Origin of the sequence: Aquimarina sp. AD1 (assembly GCF_003443695.1) — a bacterium.
Lineage (GTDB): Bacteria > Bacteroidota > Bacteroidia > Flavobacteriales > Flavobacteriaceae > Aquimarina > Aquimarina latercula.
In genome coordinates this window covers 1,644,920-1,667,239 of the sequence record NZ_CP031966.1, presented here as the reverse complement: position 1 = coordinate 1,667,239, position 22,320 = coordinate 1,644,920, and the positions used below count along the sequence as shown (strand labels likewise).

20 protein-coding genes and 3 tRNA genes are annotated in these 22,320 nt (G+C 32.9%); 18 read left to right on the top strand and 5 right to left on the bottom strand.

Features of this window, described 5'->3' with window-relative positions; genetic code table 11:
* The first annotated feature begins 146 nt into the window (after nt 1-146).
* Nucleotides 147-3,614, top strand: a complete 3,468-nt coding sequence (locus D1815_RS07590) for a glycosyl hydrolase (protein ID WP_118386514.1) — start codon at nt 147-149, stop codon at nt 3,612-3,614.
* Nucleotides 3,615-3,723: 109 nt separating this feature from the next.
* On the opposite strand, the gene D1815_RS07585 is transcribed toward D1815_RS07590, so the two are convergent.
* From D1815_RS07585 to D1815_RS07570, 4 genes are all read right to left on the bottom strand, one after another.
* Nucleotides 3,724-4,149, bottom strand: a complete 426-nt coding sequence (locus tag D1815_RS07585) for a hypothetical protein (RefSeq protein ID WP_240337548.1) — start codon at nt 4,147-4,149, stop codon at nt 3,724-3,726.
* 351 nt (nt 4,150-4,500) lie between these two features.
* Nucleotides 4,501-4,574 (bottom strand) — tRNA-Arg (locus tag D1815_RS07580).
* A 26-nt stretch (nt 4,575-4,600) separates the two neighbouring features.
* Nucleotides 4,601-4,675: transfer RNA gene (locus D1815_RS07575), tRNA-Pro, on the bottom strand.
* 31 nt (nt 4,676-4,706) lie between these two features.
* A tRNA-Ser gene (locus D1815_RS07570) sits at nt 4,707-4,790 on the bottom strand.
* A 289-nt stretch (nt 4,791-5,079) separates the two neighbouring features.
* Here D1815_RS07570 and D1815_RS07565 point away from each other — a divergent pair.
* On the top strand, nt 5,080-6,669 hold the full coding sequence (locus D1815_RS07565) for a hypothetical protein (protein ID WP_147403998.1): 1,590 nt from the start codon (nt 5,080-5,082) through the stop codon (nt 6,667-6,669).
* An 81-nt stretch (nt 6,670-6,750) separates the two neighbouring features.
* Here the strand turns inward: D1815_RS07565 and D1815_RS07560 are convergent, their stop codons facing one another.
* Nucleotides 6,751-7,992 carry an NAD(P)/FAD-dependent oxidoreductase gene (locus D1815_RS07560; RefSeq protein ID WP_118386512.1) on the bottom strand — a complete coding sequence of 414 codons (1,242 nt, stop codon included), beginning with the start codon at nt 7,990-7,992 and terminating at the stop codon, nt 6,751-6,753.
* A gap of 103 nt (nt 7,993-8,095) precedes the next feature.
* On the opposite strand from D1815_RS07560, the gene hutH reads away from it, so the two are divergent.
* The 16 genes from hutH (at nt 8,096) to D1815_RS07480 (ending at nt 22,318) form a co-directional block, all read left to right on the top strand.
* Nucleotides 8,096-9,625: a histidine ammonia-lyase gene (gene hutH, locus D1815_RS07555; protein ID WP_118386511.1), complete on the top strand. Its 1,530-nt coding sequence runs from the start codon at nt 8,096-8,098 to the stop codon at nt 9,623-9,625.
* A 98-nt stretch (nt 9,626-9,723) separates the two neighbouring features.
* Nucleotides 9,724-10,863, top strand: a complete 1,140-nt coding sequence (locus tag D1815_RS07550) for a WG repeat-containing protein (protein ID WP_158594391.1) — start codon at nt 9,724-9,726, stop codon at nt 10,861-10,863.
* A 140-nt stretch (nt 10,864-11,003) separates the two neighbouring features.
* A complete protein-coding gene (gene fabG / locus D1815_RS07545) occupies nt 11,004-11,735 on the top strand; it encodes a 3-oxoacyl-ACP reductase FabG (protein ID WP_118386509.1) in 732 nt (243 codons plus the stop codon).
* A 9-nt stretch (nt 11,736-11,744) separates the two neighbouring features.
* Nucleotides 11,745-12,962 carry a beta-ketoacyl synthase gene (locus D1815_RS07540; protein ID WP_027392759.1) on the top strand — a complete coding sequence of 406 codons (1,218 nt, stop codon included), beginning with the start codon at nt 11,745-11,747 and terminating at the stop codon, nt 12,960-12,962.
* A 26-nt stretch (nt 12,963-12,988) separates the two neighbouring features.
* Complete coding sequence (locus D1815_RS07535) at nt 12,989-13,234, top strand: phosphopantetheine-binding protein (RefSeq protein ID WP_027392758.1); 246 nt, start codon at nt 12,989-12,991, stop codon at nt 13,232-13,234.
* 8 nt (nt 13,235-13,242) lie between these two features.
* Complete coding sequence (locus D1815_RS07530) at nt 13,243-14,133, top strand: lipid A biosynthesis acyltransferase (protein ID WP_027392757.1); 891 nt, start codon at nt 13,243-13,245, stop codon at nt 14,131-14,133.
* 3 nt (nt 14,134-14,136) lie between these two features.
* The gene (locus tag D1815_RS07525) at nt 14,137-15,060 is read left to right on the top strand and encodes a dialkylrecorsinol condensing enzyme DarA (protein WP_118386508.1); all 924 of its coding nucleotides are present in this window, start codon (nt 14,137-14,139) and stop codon (nt 15,058-15,060) included.
* A 13-nt stretch (nt 15,061-15,073) separates the two neighbouring features.
* Nucleotides 15,074-16,210 carry a beta-ketoacyl-ACP synthase III gene (locus D1815_RS07520; RefSeq protein ID WP_027392755.1) on the top strand — a complete coding sequence of 379 codons (1,137 nt, stop codon included), beginning with the start codon at nt 15,074-15,076 and terminating at the stop codon, nt 16,208-16,210.
* Nucleotides 16,210-16,665, top strand: coding sequence for a hypothetical protein (locus D1815_RS07515; protein ID WP_035085073.1), 456 nt, complete (start codon nt 16,210-16,212; stop codon nt 16,663-16,665). Before D1815_RS07520 ends, D1815_RS07515 begins: the two co-directional genes overlap by 1 nt.
* Before the next feature lie 35 nt (nt 16,666-16,700).
* Nucleotides 16,701-17,102, top strand: coding sequence for a hypothetical protein (locus D1815_RS07510; protein ID WP_027392753.1), 402 nt, complete (start codon nt 16,701-16,703; stop codon nt 17,100-17,102).
* Nucleotides 17,099-18,097 (top strand): BtrH N-terminal domain-containing protein, encoded by a 999-nt coding sequence (locus D1815_RS07505; RefSeq protein ID WP_118386507.1) that lies wholly within the window; start codon nt 17,099-17,101, stop codon nt 18,095-18,097. Before D1815_RS07510 ends, D1815_RS07505 begins: the two co-directional genes overlap by 4 nt.
* Before the next feature lie 6 nt (nt 18,098-18,103).
* A complete protein-coding gene (locus D1815_RS07500) occupies nt 18,104-18,862 on the top strand; it encodes an ABC transporter ATP-binding protein (RefSeq protein WP_118386506.1) in 759 nt (252 codons plus the stop codon).
* Nucleotides 18,855-20,147, top strand: coding sequence for an ABC transporter permease (locus D1815_RS07495; RefSeq protein ID WP_027392750.1), 1,293 nt, complete (start codon nt 18,855-18,857; stop codon nt 20,145-20,147). The genes D1815_RS07500 and D1815_RS07495 overlap by 8 nt, the downstream gene beginning before the upstream one ends.
* Nucleotides 20,125-20,571 carry a thioesterase family protein gene (locus D1815_RS07490; RefSeq protein ID WP_027392749.1) on the top strand — a complete coding sequence of 149 codons (447 nt, stop codon included), beginning with the start codon at nt 20,125-20,127 and terminating at the stop codon, nt 20,569-20,571. Before D1815_RS07495 ends, D1815_RS07490 begins: the two co-directional genes overlap by 23 nt.
* Nucleotides 20,568-21,707 (top strand): beta-ketoacyl synthase N-terminal-like domain-containing protein, encoded by a 1,140-nt coding sequence (locus D1815_RS07485; protein ID WP_118386505.1) that lies wholly within the window; start codon nt 20,568-20,570, stop codon nt 21,705-21,707. The genes D1815_RS07490 and D1815_RS07485 overlap by 4 nt, the downstream gene beginning before the upstream one ends.
* Nucleotides 21,704-22,318 carry a hypothetical protein gene (locus D1815_RS07480; RefSeq protein WP_027392747.1) on the top strand — a complete coding sequence of 205 codons (615 nt, stop codon included), beginning with the start codon at nt 21,704-21,706 and terminating at the stop codon, nt 22,316-22,318. The genes D1815_RS07485 and D1815_RS07480 overlap by 4 nt, the downstream gene beginning before the upstream one ends.
* Nucleotides 22,319-22,320 lie beyond the last annotated feature (2 nt).

Here is a 22,320-nt window from a genome sequence, read left to right as displayed (position 1 = left end):
AGTTTTCATATTACTTCTTATTCTTTAGGTATTAAAATTTCTCGTTTGAAAATCGAGGAGTATATATCGCATTTAATCTTTTCAAAAACCATATTTAATATCCAAATCTATAAGATGTATTGAAAATTCAAATAAATATCGTACTCATGAAAAAAACCATAATGTTTAGAAAAGTAATAAGTATATTACTATTTCTATTAATTTTTAGTGTGTCTACCTGGTCACAAAATGTAATTTCTGTTGGAGGTGGTTCCTATGCAGAATATCCTCCCTCACATGAATATATTGGCAATGATCCTACACAAGGAACATTTCAAAGTGTAGCGTTAAACCCTACTTTAGATGTTGGTTCTAATATGACAGGAAAACCAATACCTACAAATGATTGGTGGACAAGTGTTTTGTATAATGAAAATGCAGATGGTTCTCGTAATGGCGGAAACCTATGGACGTATCCTTTATTGTCTAGAGCTAATGCAGATGGTTATCAAATAGGTCACAGAACAGCAAAAGATTGGGGAGGAGATGAGAGTGTTGGGATTAGTGTTGATTATCTAGTGACGCTAACAGGAGATGGCTTTACAGCTAATAAAACAATAGCCGCGAATTGGTCAGATTGGCATGTAGATTTAGAGGTACAGCATCAAAGTAGTAATCAAACTATTGATGTTACATTAGCTCAAGGAATGCCTTTTGTTTGGACAAAACCGAATGGATTTGATGCGATTATACAATCTATTCATACAGGAGTTAGAACTTATTACGATGCCAATGGTGATATACTTAGTTTTCCTGCTACTGTAGATCGCTTTATTATAGAATATGATGGTAATTTATATGGAATTCATCTTACAGAAAACACTAACATTATACCAAAAGACGGAGTAGATGGGGATCTAGAATTAATAAATAGTGAAGGTAAATACATAGTATTTTCAGCATTAACAGAAATATCAGATTTAAATTTTTTACATGATTATGCTTTTACAAAACCGACAGATACGAAAGCTTTGTATGATTACCAACCAGATAATGGTTTAGTAAATGTTACTTATCAGATAGAAAAAACAAATATCATTGGTGATCAACCTAACGTTTTACAGGGATTTATTCCTCATCATTATCGAGGAAACACGAATAACTTTTCTTTTCTCAACAATAGAGAATATAAGGCTACCCCAAGAGGAACGTTAAAAATAGCTGAAGGAACTACCTTCTCTTTTGACTACGAATTTAATGCAAATCTTTTACCTCATTTTAATGAACCAATAACTAAAAACTCTGATATAAATCCTTATGAAAGAGCAAAATTGATAGAAATGGTGGATGATTATAATGCTCGTTTAGATCGAGATAACTTTGCAAACGGCACTTATTGGGGAGGAAAATATTTAGTCCAATTAATTAAGTATGTTCTCATCGCAAAAGAAATAGGACATCCGGATTATCAGGATCTATTAAGTTTTGCAAAGGAAAGAATTTATGATTGGCTTACTTATACACCTGGAGAGACCTCTTTTTATTATGCATATTATCCTGCTTGGAAAGCATTAGTAGGATTTAATGAGGAGTTTTTCTCAGGTTTTTTTACAGATCATCATTTTCATTATGGATATCTAGCCCATGCTGGTGCATTATTAGAAATGGCAGAACCTGGAGCAATGGATGAGTATTGGCCAATGCTTACAAAGGTTATAAAGACCTATGCAAATTGGGATAGAAATGATGAAGATTTCCCATATATGAGAACTTTTAGTCCTTGGATGGGACATTCTTTCGCCAATGGTTTAGGAAATGCTATTGGGAATAATCAAGAATCTACTTCAGAAGCAATGCAATCCTGGGCAGGAATGTTTATGACTGGTGAAATAACTGAAAATACTAATATGAGAGATGCCGCTGCGTATGGTTATGTAATGGAAGGAAGAGCGATAGCAGATTATTGGTATAATGAGAGTGGAGTATTTGAAGAAATAGGATATGATAAACCGATTGTAGGGATCTTAGAAATGAATAGATATGTTTATGGAACTTTTTTTGGAGCACAAGATACTTATATTCATGGAATACAATGGTTGCCAATTACTCCGGCATATGGTTTTTGGAATGAATTTTTGACCACAAATGAAGTAAATGCTATTGTTGATCCAATAATAAATAATATGGAAGCCGATTTAGGAGGTCTAAGTGGTGATTGGATGAATGTTTCTTGGGGTTTTAAGCTATTTTTTGATCCAGAAGGAGTGACCAGCAATTTTGATGATTTTTGGAATAGTGCCGTGGGATCTCAAGAGTATAATGTTGTTCATAATTCTAATGAAAGTGCATTAACATATTACTATGCTCATAATTCTCAAAATCTTGGATTAAGACAATCGAACTATAGATTGAGTTTACCAATGAGTAGTGTGTTTCAAAAAGAAGGAACCGTAATGTATGTAGTTTATAATTCTAAAAATACAGATCAAACATGTATCGTTTATAAAGATGGTGTTGAGGTAGATTCATTTATGGTGCCGGCCAATACATTGATAACAACTGATGGAAATGAAATTGTTACACCTCCTAATAATAGTTTTACAATTCCCGGAATCATAGAAGCCGAAGATTATAAAGAAGGTGGAGAAGGGGTTGGTTATCATGATTTAAGTACAGGAAATACTGGAGGTGCTTACAGACAGGATAATGTAGATATAGAAAACACTGGAGATGTTATTGGTGGAGTATATAATGTTGGTTGGATTGATGCTAATGAGTGGTTAGCTTTTGATATAAACGCTACGGATTCTAATAATAGTTATGATATCGACTTCCGTGTAGCCTCCCCTAATGGCAATGGCAAATTTCATTTAGAGCTGGATGGAGTTGTCATTACGGAAGTGATATCTGTACCTAATACTGGAAATTGGCAACAGTACGAAACAATTTCTGTAACCGGAATTCCGATAAATAGCGGAAATCATGAGTTAAGAATTGTTTTTGATTCCAATGGTTTAAATCTTAATTTTATAGAGTTTAGAGCTTCAGAAGATACCAATAGTACTAATTGTGTAGGATTAGCAGTGAATGGTCAATATAGTTATGAAATCTCCTCAGATACTACAGACCCAACGGTAACTTTTGTTCCGGAAATTACTGGAATTGGAGAAAATATCTGTATTCTTTATTACGGTACCTCTACTTCTGGTCCATATCCGGGATATATTGTAACTCCAAATATTCCATTTCAGATTAATGCAAATTCTGGAGATCAAATTTATTTTTATTATACCTATAGCTTGCCAACCGGAGGAGAAAATAATACGGCAGGTTCTAAACATGATTTCATAGTTGGATCTTGTAATAATCAATTACAACGTGTCGATGATAGTACTTTAGATGCTTACATATATCCCAATCCTATATCAGATATTGGGCAAGTTGTATTATCAAGAAATCATAAATACATTGGATATAGAATAATAGATATATCAGGGAAAACAATAGAAGATGATATGATTAGTCAAAAACAAGAAAGAATACACCTTGATTTATCAGAAAAAGAAACAGGGATATATTTTCTGAAATTATATGGTAATTCGTCTATGCAACTTTATAAATTACTCAAAAAGTAGAAGTAATGTGTTTATATTTTAGACCTGATAAGGATTCTAAAATATTAGGAACCATAAAAAAAAAGCGGTAATACTATTACCGCTTTTTCTATTCTAAAATTAAAAAGGATTATTTGGCCTTTTTCTTAATGTATTTTGCTAGTTCTTTAGCTAGTTTTGCATATCCTTCAGAAATTCTATAACCAGTGTTATAATCATTTCCAAATGCTCCTCCACCTGGAACTTTTATATAATCCGTAGAATATAATATTTTGTCTGGACTAGCAGTTTCGTAAACTGTTATTGTAGCATTAACCTTAGCTGGCTGTCTAGAAACACCAACATTATATCCTGGGTATATCCAAGTAGTTTTGATTTTCATAGTGTGTGTAGCACTAGTAAGATCTTTTCCAACTTTTACAGCTCCTTCTTCAAAACGTTTGTTAAAAGATTCGATAAACTTTGGTTCATATCTCTCTTCTCTATCTGCAAACCAAGAGTTCTTAAATTTTTCACCTCTTCCTTCTCCTGGATGTTTCTTTTCTCTTTTTTCCATTTTATCCTTTAGAAACTCTTCTTCAGTATCGAATTTATGGACTTTAATATTTTCATAATCAAAGACAAGGTTGTACTCAGTAATTCCTTTTAGGTTTTTTACACTTCCTTCTTGATCTTTTCTTTTTGAGCAAAAACAACAGTAGTTGCCATAATAATGGCTGCAAATAATAGTTTTTTCATAATTGGGTTTTTTTTAACGTTAGCAAAGATATTTATTTTTTAAAATTATCGATGTATTACGTCATATAATTAATAATTACAATCGGGAAATATCAACTAGTATGCCAATATTGATGATAGGATAGTATCTAGAAAACAAAAAAGCCTTACTTTAAAGTAAGGCTTCTTGTGATCGCGACAGGATTCGAACCTGTGACCGTCTGCTTAGAAGGCAGATGCTCTATCCAGCTGAGCTACGCGACCGGATAAATTGTATATTTTTCAAATTGTCGGGGTGGCAGGATTCGAACCTGCGACCTCCGCGTCCCAAACGCGGCGCGATAACCGGGCTACGCTACACCCCGAATTTTGAAAAATAATACTCAAAAGTTATTGCGGAGAGACAGGGATTCGAACCCTGGCAACACTTACGCGTTGACAGATTAGCAATCTGCTCCATTACCACTCTGGCACCTCTCCGAAATCAAAATTGATTAAGAACTACACATTAATATTTCAAATGCGGATGCAAATGTAGCTTTTATGAATCTACAATGCAACATTTTTTTTGCATTATTTTTAATTTATTAATGACGCTTTTTTAAAAAGTTGAAAATCAGTTTTCTTTGGCTGAAATATTTTTCTGAAACATCTAATTTTAGTTTAAAAATTTCCAAAAACAGTAGTTTCAATCAAGAATCATATATTTGTGATACTTGACCTAATGTTAGATGTTATGAATTTAGACAAAACCCTTTCAGTACTTAATATGAAACACCTATTATTTTTAACAATTTTTCTATGCGGGTATTCTTATGCTCAAAAACCTGTTCTTTCTAAGGATTTTGATTTTAAAATAGGAGAGAAGTATAAAAGAATTAAAAGTGCTAATTCTTATTATGTGGCTTCAGGAAATAGAATGGTTGCTATTAAAAAAGGAAGAAAGGATATGACAATTCAACGCTTTTCTTTAGAAGATTTAAAAGAAGAAGTAAAGAAAAGACAGGTTATAGAGGATAAAGGAGATTTTCAGACTGTTATGGATCTTAATGGGAAGGCTGTGGCTTTCTATACTATTAAAGATAAAGCTTATGCTCAAAAAATATCTCTTACAGGTATTATAGCAGAGAAACCAATTTTGGTAGGGAGTGATAAAGAAAATATTAATAATGATGTAGGTTTTAAAAGTACCTATGGTTTTGATGCTGGAGGAAGAATTAACAAGTTTGTTTTTAAGAAATCATTTGATGGAACTAAATTATTAGTGTTGTTTAGAGTTAAAACAGCAAATGATAAAGCTGATAAAATAGGAATTAGTGTATATGATTCTAGTTTGAAGCTTATTTGGAGTCGAAAAGTAAAATTACCTTATGCCAATAAGTGGTTGGAAAATGAGGATTTTGCTATTGATAATGAAGGGAGTTTCTATATGACAGCTTCTGTTTTTAGTTCTAATGCTGAAGAAAAAAATAAATTAGAGTATTCTTATAGAACTGAAGTTTTTAAAATAAAGGAAGACCCTAAAGAAATCATTAAAAGCAAAATAGAATTACCTGGAAGATCTATAATGAATGCTGTGATTGGTCTAGACAAGCAAGGCAAAATGAGTGTTTCAGGTTTTTATGCTAAAAATGATAATAAGGTAGAAGCTACTGGCTTGTTTTCTGCAAAGTTAGATGTCTCTGGAGTTGTTTCTTCTGTTATTAAAAGTGACATTCCTACAACTATTGTTCAGGACTATGCTTTAAAAAGAGAGACAAGGATTAATGAAGGTACCCAGGATGAAAAAGATAAGCTTGATTTTGAAAGTTTAAAGGTGAATAATGTTGTTTATAACGATGATGCCAGTTTTGTGATTTTGGGAGAACAACGATATGTTGAATCATTTACTACATCAAGTTCTTCTGGTTCTAGAACAACATATAAATATTATTACAGAGATGTAATTGCTTCTAAAATTTCTTCTGAAGGTGATGTGAAATGGTTTCATAGATTGCCTAAGTATCAAACAGGAGCTAGAGGTAAAAAGAGTATGTCTTATATTAATTTTAAAAACCTAGGTAAACATTATTTATTCTATATAGATGATTTTACCAATCTTAAAAGATCTTTTGATGAGTACCCAACGAGGTATTTTGATGGTAAAAAAGAGTTTCTTTATCTAACATCATACACTATTGATGATGCTACTGGAGAAGTTATTAAAGAACCTATTCTTACAGGTAGTGACATTAGAAATTCACGTTTAGATAATTTAGAAGTGTACAAAGCTGCGATTTTACCTAATCAAGACATGATTTTTGAAGCTTATGATGGTAAAAAGAATAACTTGTTGCTAAAAGTTTCTTTGGCTAAATAATAACTGCTAAGGATTAATAATATAGGTACATAATAAAAAAGGAGGCAATTGCCTCCTTTTTTATTATTGTTGTCAGAAAAACTATTCTGACATATTTTCTTCCATTTCTACAAGCTTCGCTACATTTCTTACAATGTGATTATGCTTTTTAACAAATGGGTTTGTTTTATCCCAAACATAACCAGCAAGCACTGCGCAGATTTGTTCTTTAAAATCTTCATTTGGTTTATCATGAAAAATAATTTTTTGCAAATTTCCTGTGTACCATTCTTTTACATAAGTTGTAAATACATCAACTCCTTGTCTCATATAATCTACAAAATCAGTTTGCCAATCAACTTCTTCATTGTTCAGTTGTTTGATAGCTAATTTAGCAGATAAAAGACCTGTTTCTGTTGCAAAAGATACCCCTGATGAAAATACAGGGTCAAGAAACTCAGCACTATTACCAGTTAAGACGAAGCCATTACCAAATAATTTTGTTACATTTTTTGCAATATTTTCTACTTTATAAGGTTCGAACAAATAAGGAACGTCTTTAAACTGCTCATAGTAATAAGGAGAAGTTTTCATCATTTCTTGTAAAACTTCTGTTTTATTTCCTTCGAATTTATTAATCCATTCCATCGGTCCAACAAATCCAATACTGGTATTACCATTAGAAAAAGGGATATACCAAAACCATACTTCAGTTTCGATAATTTCAAATGTAATAGTTGTACCTTCTATTCCCTCAGGTCTTTTGATGTCTTTTACTTGTGTGAAAATGGATCCGTGTTCTGCTAATTTAGAGGGAGCTTCAAGGCCAAGTTGTCTTGCAACAACACGTCCAAAACCACTAGAATCTATAATAAATTTTGCTTCTATCTGACTTTCAGAACCGTCTTTGTGTTTTACTGTGGTTAACGAATCTGTTCCGTTAAATTCTACATTAGTCACTTCAGTTTCAAAATCTACACTTACTCCTTGTCGAATTGCTTCATCGATCAGAGTTTTGTCAAAATGATCTCTTGGAACTTGCCAAGTCCAATCCCATCCATCTCCGTACTTTTTGCTAAAATCAAAACTCCCCGTAACTCCATCCTTAATAAATCGAGCGCCATGTTTTTTCTCGTACCCTTGCTTCATAAGACAATCTAGAAGCCCAGCTTCTTCAAAATTATCCATACATCTAGGAATCAGACTTTCTCCTACCTGAAATCGAGGGAATTTTGTTTTTTCAACCACCTTAACGTTAATTCCATGTTTGTTAAGATAAGCCGCGCTAACGCTACCAGAAGGACCGGCACCGATTACTAGCACATCTACATTTTCTTTTTTCATAATTTTCAAAGGTACTTTAAATACATTACATTTGCCCTCTGTAAAAATAGAGAGTAAACTTGAATTTTTTTACAAATATTGGAAAAAACTTACTAATTCGCGAATGCTAATACTAAAAGAAAGGTTGGAAATTAAAGATTTCCTAAGTGTTATTTTTAATCAAGAAGAGCTAACGATAGATGATTCTATAATCAATAGAGTTGATGATAGCTTTAAATTTCTGGAGAAATTTTCTGAAAACAAAGTAATCTACGGTGTAAATACCGGATTTGGACCAATGGCCCAATATAAAATAGATGATAAAGATAGGATTGAATTGCAATTCAATTTAATTAGAAGCCACTCATCTGGAACGGGTAAAGCAATGGAGCCTGATTATGTGAAAGCATTAATGTTAGCGAGATTAAACACCTTGTCTTTAGGGAAATCAGGAGTTAATACAACAGTTATTAATGGCTTGAAAGATTTGATAAATCATGATGTAACACCATTGATTTTCGAACATGGAGGAGTGGGTGCAAGTGGTGATTTAGTTCAATTAGCGCATTTAGCATTGGTACTAATTGGTGAAGGAGAAGTTTTTTATAAAGGAGAAAGAAGAGAAACTGCAGAAGTTTTTAAAGAATTAGGACTTAAACCAATTGAGGTAAAGATTCGAGAAGGATTAGCTTTAATGAATGGTACGTCGGCGATGACTGGAATCGGTATCGTTAATGTTATTAATGCTCAAAAATTGCTAGATTGGTCTATAGCTTGTTCTTCAGCTATAAATGAGATTGTTGAAGCGTATGATGATCACCTTTCTGAAGAATTGAATCACAGTAAATTACATTTAGGACAACAGAATATTGCGCGTAAAATGCGTGAACATTTATCAGATAGTAAGTTAACAAGAGATAGAACAAAGCATTTGTATTCTGGTCAAAACGGAGATACTTATTTCAAGGAAAAAGTTCAGGAATATTATTCTTTACGTTGTGTTCCGCAAATTTTAGGGCCTGTTTGTGATACGATTAAACATGTGGGTAGGATTTTGATTGAAGAATTAAATTCAGCGAATGACAATCCAATAATAGATGTAGAAACTAAGCATGTATATCACGGAGGTAATTTTCATGGAGATTATGTTTCTTTAGAGATGGATAAGCTAAAACTTGTTGTCACTAAATTATCAATGCTTGCAGAGCGTCAGTTAAATTATCTGTTGAACTCTAAGCTAAATGATATACTACCGCCATTTGCTAATTTAGGTAAACTAGGATTTAATTTTGGGATGCAAGGGATACAGTTTACAGCGGTTTCTACAACTGCAGAAAACCAGACTCTTTCCAACCCAATGTATGTGCACAGTATTCCTAATAATAATGATAATCAAGATATTGTTAGTATGGGAACCAATGCAGCGAATATGACCAAAACAGTGATAGAGAATACATTCGAGGTGTTAGCTATTGAGTTAATGACAATAGTTCAGGCGTTAGAATATCTTGATTTTGGAGATAAGTTATCTAGTAGAACTCAAAAGTTAGTTAAGGATATTAAAAAAATTGTTCCTCCGTTTACGAAGGATTATGTTACTTATCCATTTGTTCAGGAGGTTAAAGACTACCTTAAAGAAAATGATGCCTATTAGATTATTTGATTAAGATTTAATTTATTTATTAATATAAGAAAGCATGTTAACCTATGCTTTTTTATTTGTACTAAAAATAAACCTTAAATATAGATATGATGAAAAAAGCACTTTTAATTACACTAGCATTAGTATTTGGTTTACAAACCTTGTTTTCTCAACAACTAGCAAAAGCTAGGAAGGATGGAAAGTTTGGGTACATTAATAAAAAAGCCGAGTTTGTTATCCAACCTCAATTCAAGAAAGCAAATAGTTTTGCTGATGGAGTTGCATTGGTTTTGGAGGGTAAAAAATGGGGATACATCAACCCAGATGGGAAATGGTTGTTAGAAGCCCAATTTGATAAGGCAAAGGATTTTAATAATGGAGTTGCTATGGTATTGAAAAATAAGAAATGGCAATACATTGATAAAGAAGGTAAAGAGTTGACGTACTCTAATGCCGAAAAAATATATCCTTTTAAAGAAGGAGTTGCTTTTGTTAGAGAAGGCAAGATGGTTGGATTAATGAATCCAAAGGGAGAAGTCATTGTAAAACCACAATATAAGACTATCAAAGGATTTCAGAATGGTTATGCCAGATTTGCAAACCAATCTGGTCAGTGGGGTATTATAGATAATAAAGGAGCTATAGTAATTAAACCAGAATATACATCTATAGGTAATTATGTGAATGGAGTAGCTAGAGCTGAAAAAGGAGAAGAAGTTTTTGGAATAGCATCTTCCAACAGTTTTAATAAAGTTGATGGGGCTACTAAAATATGGGATTTTAGAACAGGCGGAACCTATACTATTGCAAGAAAGGATGAGAAAATAGGTTTTGTTGATAAAGAAGGCAAATGGGTTATAGAGCCGCAGTTTGTGAAAGCGAAACCTTTTAAAAATGGATACGCAGGTGTTTTTGATGGTAACAAATGGGGCTTTATTGATACTAATGGTAAAGTGGTTATTGATTACAAATATGCAGATGTTGATTATTTTGATAATAATGGAATGGCTCCTGTCAAAATTGAAGATTGGGGATTTGTAAATCTGAAAGGAGAATTAGTTATAGAAGCTAAATATGGTATCACCGCAGGTAGTTTTGGGTTTTTGTCAGGTAGAGCAGCAGAGAAAGGATTTGTGGATGGTTTAGCTCGTGTAAAGTATGAAAAAAAGTGGGGATTTTTAACTCCAGACGGGAAGCTTTTAGGTGATACATGGTTTGATAATGCAGAGCCTTTTGTTAACGTTAAATAAATATTTTGTATTCCTTACAACATTAGACGATTGTTAAAGTTGTAAGGAATCTTTTAATATTGTTAATTAAATCTTAATTTGGAATAATTGTTGTTTTAAACATTGTTCAATAATTATTTGATCTTAAAAAAAAGATGTAAATGAAATACGCCCTTGTAACTGGTGGATCCAGAGGAATAGGAAGAGCAATTGCTGTTAAGTTAGCTAAAGATTTGGAGTACCCTGTTTTAATTAATTATCAGTCTAATGATACAGCTGCTAATGAAACTAAAAAAATTATTGAAGATGAAGGAGGGCAGTGTACATTATTAAAATTTAATGTAGCTGATAGGGAGGATACACATAAAGTTTTAGATAATTGGATAGCTGAAAATCCAGATGCTACTGTTGAAATTATTATCAATAATGCGGGAATTACAAGAGATGGATTATTTATGTGGATGAAACCAGAAGATTGGCATGATGTTCTTAATATTAGTTTGAATGGTTTTTATAATGTAACCAATCACTTGATTCAAAAGATGTTAACTAATAGGTATGGTCGTATTGTAAATGTTGTATCTGTTTCTGGAGTAAAAGGAACACCTGGGCAAGCTAATTATTCTGCTGCAAAGGGAGCTTTGGTAGCCGCTACAAAAGCGTTGGCTCAAGAAGTAGCAAAAAGGAAAATTACGGTAAACGCAGTTGCACCAGGTTTTATAAAAACGGATATGACAGCGGAGATGGATGAAAAAGAATTGAAGCGTATGATTCCGGTGAATCGTTTTGGGGAAGCAGAAGAGGTCGCTGATTTAGTGTCTTTTTTAGCCTCCAAAAAAGCTTCATATATAACTGGAGAAGTTGTGAATATTAATGGAGGAATTTATTCATAAGAAATTAGTATGCGTAGAGTAGTTATTACTGGAATGGGAATATATTCTTGTATTGGTTCTAATGTAGAAGAAGTAAAAGAATCATTATACCAAGGGAAGTCTGGCATTGTTTATGAACCATCTCGAAAAGAGTTTGGTTATAGATCAGCTTTGACAGGAACCGTTCCTAAACCTAATTTAAAAAAGGAGCTAAGTAGAAGGCAAAGAGTAAGTTTTGGTTCTGAGTCTGAGTATGCTTATATAGCTACGAAACAGGCATTTGATCAAGCAGGTGTAGATCAAGAGTTCTTAGACAATGAAGAAATAGGTGTGCTATTTGGAAATGATAGCACTGCAGAGTCGGTAATGCAAGCAATCGATAAGATAAGAATTAAGAAAGATACTACTTTAGTGGGTTCCGGAGGTGTTTTTAAGTCTATGAACTCTACGGTAACAATGAATCTTTCAACTGTTTTTAAACTGAAAGGTGTTAATTTTACAATAAGTGCTGCTTGCGCAAGTGGATCACACTCGGTTGGAATGGGGTATTTATTGATTAAGCAAGGGCTTCAGGATTATGTGTTGTGTGGAGGTGCTCAAGAAATTAATGATTACGCCTTTGGTAGTTTTGATGGATTAGGAGTTTTTTCTGTGAATGAAGAAAACCCAACAAAAGCATCGAGACCCTTTGATAGCGGAAGAGATGGATTAGTGCCTAGTGGCGGTGGTGCTGCCTTGTTTATGGAGTCTTATGAAAGTGCGGTTAAAAGAGGGGCAACTATTTTGGGAGAAGTTGTAGGTTATGGTTTTTCATCTAATGGAGATCATATTTCTACGCCAAACCAAGAGGGACCTGCTAGAGCTATGAAACGAGCAGTGGATCAGGCGAATGTAAAACCTGAAGATGTTGATTATGTTAATGCGCATGCTACATCTACTCCTATAGGAGATGCAAATGAGGCAAAGGCGATTAATGAAGTTTTTGGAGAATCAAGACCTTACGTGAGTTCTACAAAATCAATGACTGGGCATGAGTGTTGGATGGCAGGTGCAAGTGAGATTGTTTATTCTTTAATAATGTTAAACAATTCATTTATAGCGCCTAATATTAACCTTGAGTCTCCTGATGAAGATTCGTCAAAGTTAAATTTGGTAAAAGAAACTGTAGATAAAAAAATTGATGTATTTTTGTCGAATTCATTTGGGTTTGGGGGCACAAATTCTGCAATCGTCATAAAAAAGATTTAGAATAGAAAAAAATTACAAGAAAGATGATGGAAACAAGTGTAATTGTTGAAAAAGTTGATGACTTTTTGATAGAAGAATTCGAGGTAGAAGCGGATGAAATTGCTCCCGAAGCAAACCTTAAAGAAACATTAGATTTAGATAGTTTAGATTACGTAGATCTTGTTGTAGCTATTGAAGCCACTTTTGGAGTGAAATTGGTTGGTGATGATTTTGTTGGAGTAGAAAGTTTTCAAGATTTTTATGATTTGATAGAACGTAAAGTCAATATTTAGAAGAAGTAATGGCCCAATGGGAAGGTAAAGCTAAAGGAACGCCTTTAGGATATAAAATATTCATTTTCTTTATAAAGAATTTAGGATTAAATGCTGCTTACTCAATTCTAATATTTGTAGCAGCGTATTATGTTATATTTTCCTATTCAACTACAAAAGCTAGTTATTATTTCTATAATAAAAGACTAAAGCAATCTCGCTTTAAGTCTTTTGTCAGTGTGTATAAAAATTATATAGTTTTTGGTCAAACACTTATCGATAGGACAGCTATATCTTTTGGACTAAAAAATAAATTCACTTTCACCCACGATGGTCGGGAAAAAATGCAAGCACTCTTAAGTAAAGGTGAGGGTGGGATTATCTTCAGTGCTCACGTAGGAAGTTTTAATATAGCACGTTATTTCTTTGATGATTTTGATATGACTAATACCGGTGTCAATCTAATGGTTACCGATCAAGAAAATGAACAAATCAAGGAGTATGTTGGAGCTGTGTCTAACGATACTAGTATGAAATTTATTGTAATTAAGGAGGATATGTCTCATATCTTTCAGATGAATGATGTTCTAGCAAATGGTGAGGTGATAATTTTTGCTGCAGATAGATATGTAGAAGGGATTCAATTTTTGGAACATGAGTTTTTTGGTAAGTCAGTAAAGTTTCCATCAGGTCCGTATAAGTTAGCTGCGAGAAAAAAGAAGCCTATTCTTTTTATGTATATAATGAAAGGAGCTAAAAAACAATATAATTTGTACGCTCGTGAACCAGAATTTACAGAGCAATCTATCAAACCTAGCCATGTTTTAAAAGAGTATGTTAGAAATACTGAGATTATGGTTAATAAATATCCCTTGCAATGGTTTAATTACTACGACTATTGGGATGATCTTAAAACCTAATGTATGAAGAATGTACTTGTTTTGTATTATAGTCAAAGTGGTCAATTAGGTGAGATATTAACGAATCTGGTAGAACCGTTGATGATTGATGAAGAATGTGATTTAACAATACATCAAATAAAACCGGAAGAGCCTTATCAATTTCCTTGGAATAAAAAAGACTTTATACAAGCTTTTCCAGAATCCTATTTGCAAATCCCAAGCCCTAATATTCCTATTCCGGAAGAAATAAAGAAAAAAAAATATGATCTGATTATACTGGGCTATACAGTTTGGTATCTTTCACCCTCGATTCCTATTAATTCTTTTTTGAAAAGTGATGACGCTAAAGTATTGTTGAAAGATGCTCCTGTTATTACCGTAAATGGTTCCAGAAACATGTGGATCTTAACTCAGGAAAAAGTTAAGAAGTTATTGGTGGATTGTAAAGCACAATTAATTGGTAATATTGCTTTTGTAGATAGGCATTGGAATCATATTAGTGTTATTACGATTGTTCATTGGATGATGGGAGGTGAGAAAACTAAATATTTAGGGGTTTTCCCAAAACCTGGAGTTTCAGAAGAAGATATTAACGGTGCCGGAAAGTTTGGGACAATTATAAAAAAATATCTTTTTAAAGAAAATTATGAACAATTACAGGAAGAGTTGGTTAAAGATGGAGCAGTTCGAATAAAACCTTTCTTAATTAGGTCAGATAAATCTGGAAATCATATCTTTAGTAAGTGGTCAGCACATATATATAAAGTGGGACTTAAATCACAAAAAAGGAGAGCAAAGTGGTTAAACTTTTTTGAGTATTATCTACAATTTGCTATTTGGGTTTTTGTACCTATAGTTTTTATTATATTTTTGTTGACTTATGTACCTTTTTATGCACGCATAAAAAAAGATATTAAATATTATCAATCAACAAGATTACGATAAGTAATCATTATTTATGAAAAACGTTTACATAACAAAAACAGGGCACTTCTTGCCGAATGAGCCAGTCTCGAATGATGAAATGGAAAAGAGACTAGGGATGATTGATGATCAGCCTTCGAGAGCTAGAAGAATTGTTTTGAGAAATAATGGGATTAAAGAACGGTATTATGCTGTAGATAGTCATGGAAACATTACTCATAATAATGCTCAACTTACAAGAGAAACGATCAAAAATCTATGCGATTCTGATTTTTCAGAAAAGGAAATAGAGTTGCTTTCTTGTGGAACTTCTACTCCGGATAATTTGTTGCCTTCTCACGCATCGATGGTTCATGGATTGTTAGATACTCAGGATAGTATTGAATTAAATACAGCTTCAGGTGTATGTTGTTCTGGAATGAGTGCACTAAAGTATGGTTTTCTGTCTGTTAAATCTGATAGTACTAAAAATGCTATTTGTACAGGAACAGAAAGAGTTTCTACTTGGATGCAATCTAGAAAATTTGATAAAGAAGTAGAGAATTTAAAATCTTTAGAGGAACAACCAATTATTGGATTTAAAAAAGACTTTCTTAGATGGATGTTATCTGATGGAGGAGGAGCTTTTTTATTGGAAGATAAACCAAGAGGAGAAAATTCTTTGCGAATTGATTGGATGCAAGCTTATTCATTTGCGCATGAATTAGAGGCTTGTATGTATGCTGGAGGAGATAAAAATGAGGATGGAAGCCTTAAGCCTTGGAGCGAATATGAGCCGGCAGAGTGGTTGTCAGAATCTGTTTTTTCGTTAAAACAAGATGTAAAAATCTTAGATAAACATGTTGTTCCAAAAGCAGTTTCTAGTATGAAAGATGCTTTTGAGAAAAACAATCTAAATGAGGAAGAGATAGATTACTTCTTACCTCATATTTCTTCATTTTATTTTGAAGAAAGGTTAAGTAATGAAATGATAAATCAAGGAATTTCAATTCCTAAGAGTAAATGGTTTACGAATCTAGAAAAGGTTGGAAATGTTGGTTCTGCATCTATTTATTTAATGATAAATGAATTGAAAAACTCTGGAAAGTTAAAAAAGGGAGATAAGGTAGTTGCAATGGTTCCAGAGAGTGGACGTTTTTCGTATTTTCATATTTTATTTACTGTTTGCTAATGAGTAATCAACTAGAAGAAAATATTACAGATACTGATTTTATAAAAAAGTTGATTCCACAAAAGGATCCTTTTGTTATGATTGATAAGTTATTATACTTTGATACTGAAAAGGTTATTTCAGGATTAAAAGTTACATCTGATAATATATTAACCTCAGGAGATTATCTAACAGAAGGTGGGCTTATAGAAAATATGGCACAAAGTATTGCCTTGCATAGAGGCTATAGAGGATATATAAATAGAGGTAAAGATGATAAACCTAAAACGGGTTTTATAGGCTCTATAAAACATGCCACCATTAATTCATTACCAAAAATTGGTACTGAGCTTATAACTACTGTAGAAATTGTAGCAGAAATTATGCAAGTTTCGCTTGTTCAGATCGAGGTTAATGACCCGGAAGGGAATTTAATAGCCTCTTCGGAGATGAAAACTATTATAGTAGATTCTTAGTTCTGGAAACTTTTAAATTTTAATTTATTGATAGTATGAAGAAAGAAGACGTACCTCAGGATGAAAGTAGCCTTTCTAAAGCAAATATAAAAGAGGTTGTTTATGCTGTCGATAAGGATGGTAAATACGGAAAAGCCCTTAGTTCTGGTTGGGATGCAAAGACAATTGCATTAAACGAATCATTAGAATTGATAGAAGAGCAACTTCAAGATACAATCAAAAAAATAAAAAGTGGAGAGCTTAGCCCTATTGCGTATTATATGGAATTACAGCGAATGGACGTTGTCGTTTTATCTGGATATGTAGGGTTGTGGCAGTGGAAAGTGAAAAGACACCTTAAGGCCAAAACATTTAGAAAGCTAAATGAAAAGACATTAAGTAAATATGCAGAAGCTTTCGAAATATCTTTAGAAGAACTTAAAAATCCTAAGATTTGAAAATAAACTTTGAACACAATCAATCTGCCCATTGCGAAAATGGAGTGGTTTCTAACTTGTTAAATTATAATGGGCTTAAGGTAAGTGAACCGATGGTATTTGGAATTGCTTCAGGAGTCTTCTTTATATATATACCTTTTATCAAGGTGAATTTCGCTCCAATGTTTAGTTTTAGACCTGTTCCAGGCTTTATTTTCTCTAGAGTAAGTAAAAGATTAGGATTTAAGATAAAAAGGCATAAATTTAAGTCAAAGGAGAAAGCTCAGCAGACATTAGATGCAGAATTATCAAAAAATAATCCGGTAGGACTACAGGTTGGAGTGTATAACTTGACTTATTTCCCTGATGAATATCGTTTTCACTTTAATGCACACAATTTAGTGGTGTATGGTAAGGATGGAGATAATTACCTTATTAGTGATCCTGTAATGCAGGAAGTAACTACATTATCTTCTAGGGAATTAGAAAAAGTGCGTTTCGCTAAAGGTCCTTTTGCACCAAATGGACATATTTATTATCCGACAGAATTACCAAACGATATAGATCTTAAAAAAGCAATTACTAAAGGAATAAAACAAGCATATAGACATATGTTAGCACCAGTTCCTATTGTTGGATTTAGGGGAATTAGGTTTGTGGCCAAAAGAATTCGAAAATGGCCGGATAAAATTGGTATAAAAAAGACAAATCATTACTTGGGTCAATTGGTCCGAATGCAAGAAGAAATAGGAACTGGAGGTGGAGGTTTTCGATTTATTTTTGCTGCTTTTTTACAGGAAGCATCGGTGATTATGGAAAACCCTCGTTTAGCTGAATTATCTAAAGAAATGACGGTAATAGGAGATCAATGGAGAGATTTTGCAATTGATGCTTCTAGACTTTATAAAAATAGAAGTAGAGAAACGGATGCTTATAATAAAATTGCTGATAAACTAGATGCTATTGCATTAGCTGAAAGAGCATTCTTTTTGGATCTTAAGAAAGCAATTAAATAACTGCGAATGGATAAAACTCCTCTTATTGACATAAAAAATATCTCTAAACAATATAAAGGAGCTGCATTTCTTTCATTAGATAAGGTGAACTTACAAATAAAATCCGGAGAAGTATATGGACTTCTTGGACCTAATGGAGCAGGAAAAACTACATTAATATCCATTTTATGTGGATTGATTAAACCCACTTCAGGAGAAGTGCTGATTTCTGGAAATAGCTTTAAAACACACGCAAAAGATATTCAAAAATCTATAGGGGTTGTACCTCAAGAATATGCATTATATCCCAAGTTAACTGCTAAGGAGAATTTGTTTTATTTTGGAAGTATGTTTGGAATAAAAAAATCCGAACTTACACCAATAATCAAATCTCATTTAGATCAATTAGGGTTGTTGCCTTTTGCGGATAAAAAAATTAAAACGTTTTCAGGAGGTATGAAAAGAAGGGTGAATCTGATTGCAGGGATACTACATAACCCGATGTTGTTGTTTTTAGATGAACCTACCGTTGGAGTAGATGTTCAATCTAAACAAGCGATTACTACTAAACTTATAGAACTCAATCAGTCAGGAACAACTATAATTTATACGTCCCATCATTTAAGAGAAGCACAAGATTTGTGTTCTATGGTTGGGATTATTGATTCAGGAAAAATTATAGCAGAAGATACACCGTCTAAATTGATTAAGAATACTAAGGAGGCTAGGAACTTAGAAGATGTATTTATAGAACTTACAGGTAGAGAACTTCGTGACTATGCATAGATTTTTAGCATCCATAAAAAAAGAATTTTTGTTGCTCCTAAGAGATCCTGGAGGATTAATTATTCTGTTCTTAATGCCGATTGTTTTAGTAGTTACTGTTACATTAATTCAAGATGCGACATTTAAATCTGTATCCAGTAGTTCAATAGAAATACTACTGGTTGATAAAGATAATGGGAAGTTATCGGCTGAAATCCAAAAGAGTTTTTCTGAAATAGAATTTTTGGAACCTGTTTCTAAGATAGATAATATATCATTAACAGAAGAAAAAGCAAGACTTTTGGTAGCTTCTGGAGATTATCAGTTAGCTGTTGTGATACCAGAGGGGTTAAGTAAAGAACTCCAAAACCAAATAGATAAAAATATTTCTAAAATACTCGAAGAGTTCGAAGGTTCTGTAGATTCTTTGAAAACAGCTGACGTTACAGAAACGTTACCGGATAATAAAGTCGTAAAGCTTTATTTCGATCCTATTACTCAAGAAACCTTTAGAAGTTCTGTGATATTTGCGGTTGATAAGTTGGTGGCGAGTATAGAAACTAAATCAATTTACGAAGCTTTTGAAAAAGAATTAGGAGAGTCAGAAAGTCTTAAGTCTTTTAATAGAGATACTTTTGTTAAATATGATCAGATAAATCCATCTTTATCCGGAGAGTTGATTATTCCAAATTCTGTTCAACATAATATCCCAGCTTGGACCTTGTTCGCAATATTTTTCATGATTTTACCTTTATCATTAAACCTTGTTCATGAAAAAGGACAAGGAACATTTGTTCGATTGCAAACAACACCGATTAATTACGCAACTATTATTGGAGGAAAGGCATTTCTGTTTTTATTGGTTAGTCTTTTGCAATTTACATTAGTTTTGTTATTAGGGCTTTATGTGTTTCCTAAATTAGGTCTTCCGGTTTTGGATTTAGGGAATAATCTAGGTTTACTATACGTGGTAGCGCTATCTTCTGGATTGGCGGCAATAGGATTAGGAGTGTTGTTGGGTACGGTATTTAACTCACACGAACAGGCAGCACCATTTGGTGCTGTTTTGGTTGTATTACTTGCAGCGATTGGTGGAGTATGGGTTCCTGTGTTTGCAATGCCAGATACGATGCAGATTATAGCCAAAATATCTCCGATGAATTGGGGATTAGAAGCTTTTTATGATTGTTTTTTAAGAAAAGGTAGTCTGATAGATATTCTTCCCGAAATAGGTTTGCTTATTGGGTTTTTTATTAGTACTATCGTAATCGCTATACTATATTATGAAAAGAAAAAAGCGGTCTAAAGAAGTTGTAACCGATATTAAATATGTTCACGAGGTAAGAGTCAGGTTTAATGATTGTGATCCTCTTAGCATTGTTTGGCATGGTATTTATATTACCTATTTTGAAGAAGGTAGAGAAGCTTTCGGTAGAACTCATGGTATTTCGTATTTACATGTAAAGGACAATAATTATGTTACTCCGATTGTTAATTCCAATTGCGATCATAAGTTACCATTAAAGTATGGGGATATTGCTACCGTAGAGACTATATATGTAGATAGCCCAGCTGCAAAAATGATTTTTAGGTACAATGTGTATAACCAGAATAAAGATTTGGTTTGTGTTGGAGAAACTACGCAAGTATTTTTAGATCTGGATGGAAATATGTCTTTAAGTATTCCGGAATTTTTTCTTGATTGGAAACGTAAAGTAGGTTTGTTATGAAAAAAGTCTACATAGTTGCTGATAATATAGTTTCGCCACTTGGTTTTTCTACAGAAGAAAATATAGTAAATCTCCGTAGTAATAATACTGGCATTCAGAAAGTTGAGGATGATTTGATATGGTCTGACGCATTTTATGGCGCCGTAATTAATAATGAAAAGCTTTCTAAAGCTTGGAGTGTAATATCAGGAAACTCTAGCTATACAAAGTTGGAAAAAATGATGTTATTATCTGTTTCTAAACTGCTAAAAGAGAATCCTGGATTAAATATTACTAAAAGTGGAATTGTAATTTCTACAACTAAAGGAAATATTAATAATCTGCGAAGAGATAAAGATGAAAAGGCATATTTAAGTAGCATTTCGAGAACGATTCAGGAGTATTTTAAGTTGGATCATACGCCTAAAGTTTTATCCAATGCTTGTATTTCTGGAGGATTAGCTTTGGCTGTTGGTAAGAGAATGATTCAATCAGGACTTTTTGAAGATGTAGTTGTAATAGGAGGTGATTTACTCTCGGAGTTTACACTTTCTGGTTTCTTTTCTTTTCAAGCGGTAAGTTCTGCACCGTGTAAACCATTTTGTAAAAATAGAACGGGTATTAGTTTGGGAGAAGCTGCAGCCTGCGCCTGGCTTAGTGCTAACAAAGAAAACAATACGGATACCGTAATTAGTATTACCGGAGAGGCTTCTGCTAATGACGCTAATCATATTTCTGGACCTTCAAGAACTGGCGAAGGATTATTTATAAGCATTAGTAAAGCTTTAAAAGAAGCTAATTTAGACAGTGGTCAAATAGATCATATTACCGCACATGGTACAGCGACTCCATATAATGATGAAATGGAAGCTATTGCATTTAATAGAGCTGGGTTGCAAAAGGTACCATTAAATAGCTTAAAGGGGTACTATGGACATACATTAGGTGCTTCTGCTTTGATAGAGAGTATTATAGCTAAACATTGTTTGATTAATAATGAATTATTCGCTTCTTTAGGTTATGAAGAGTTAGGTGTTTCTCAACCGATAAACGTGCTTGCTAAAAATGAAAAGAGAGAACTGAATAAAGTTTTGAAAACAGCTTCTGGTTTTGGTGGTTGTAATGTTGCATTGATTATTGAAAAGGAAGTGCTGTGATAGAAGAAAAGTATTACATATCAGATTTTTGTTTGATTAGAGATAAAAAAGTATTCAAAAATGGGCGCGAGTTATATACCGATTTAGAATCTACAAGTTTAAAGGATTTTGCAAAAGGGGTTTATAAATTTCTAGAGTTAAAATATCCGAAGTTTCACAAAATGGACGAATTATGTAAGCTTGGTTTTTTAGCTTCAGAGGTTTTATTAAATGAGAAAGAAGAAGTAGATCAGGATACCGCTTTAGTTTTATCAAATAGGGCTTCTAGTCTTGATACGGATAGAAAACATCAATTAAGTATTCAAAATAGAGAAGATTTTTATCCTTCTCCTGCTATTTTTGTATATACATTGCCCAATATTATTATGGGAGAAATCAGTATTAAGCATAAAATGAAAAGTGAAAATGCTTTTTTTGTAACAGATAGTTTTGACGCTGATTTTATAACTTCATATTCTAAAATTTTAATGAATACAGGAAAGGCAAGTGACGTTATTTGTGGTTGGGTAGATTTGGATAATGATAAATATGACGTATTTTTGGCTTTTCTTTCAAAAAAAGGTAAAAAAGAGCTAACAAAAGAAGAATTAAATAAATTATATAAGCAATAGTT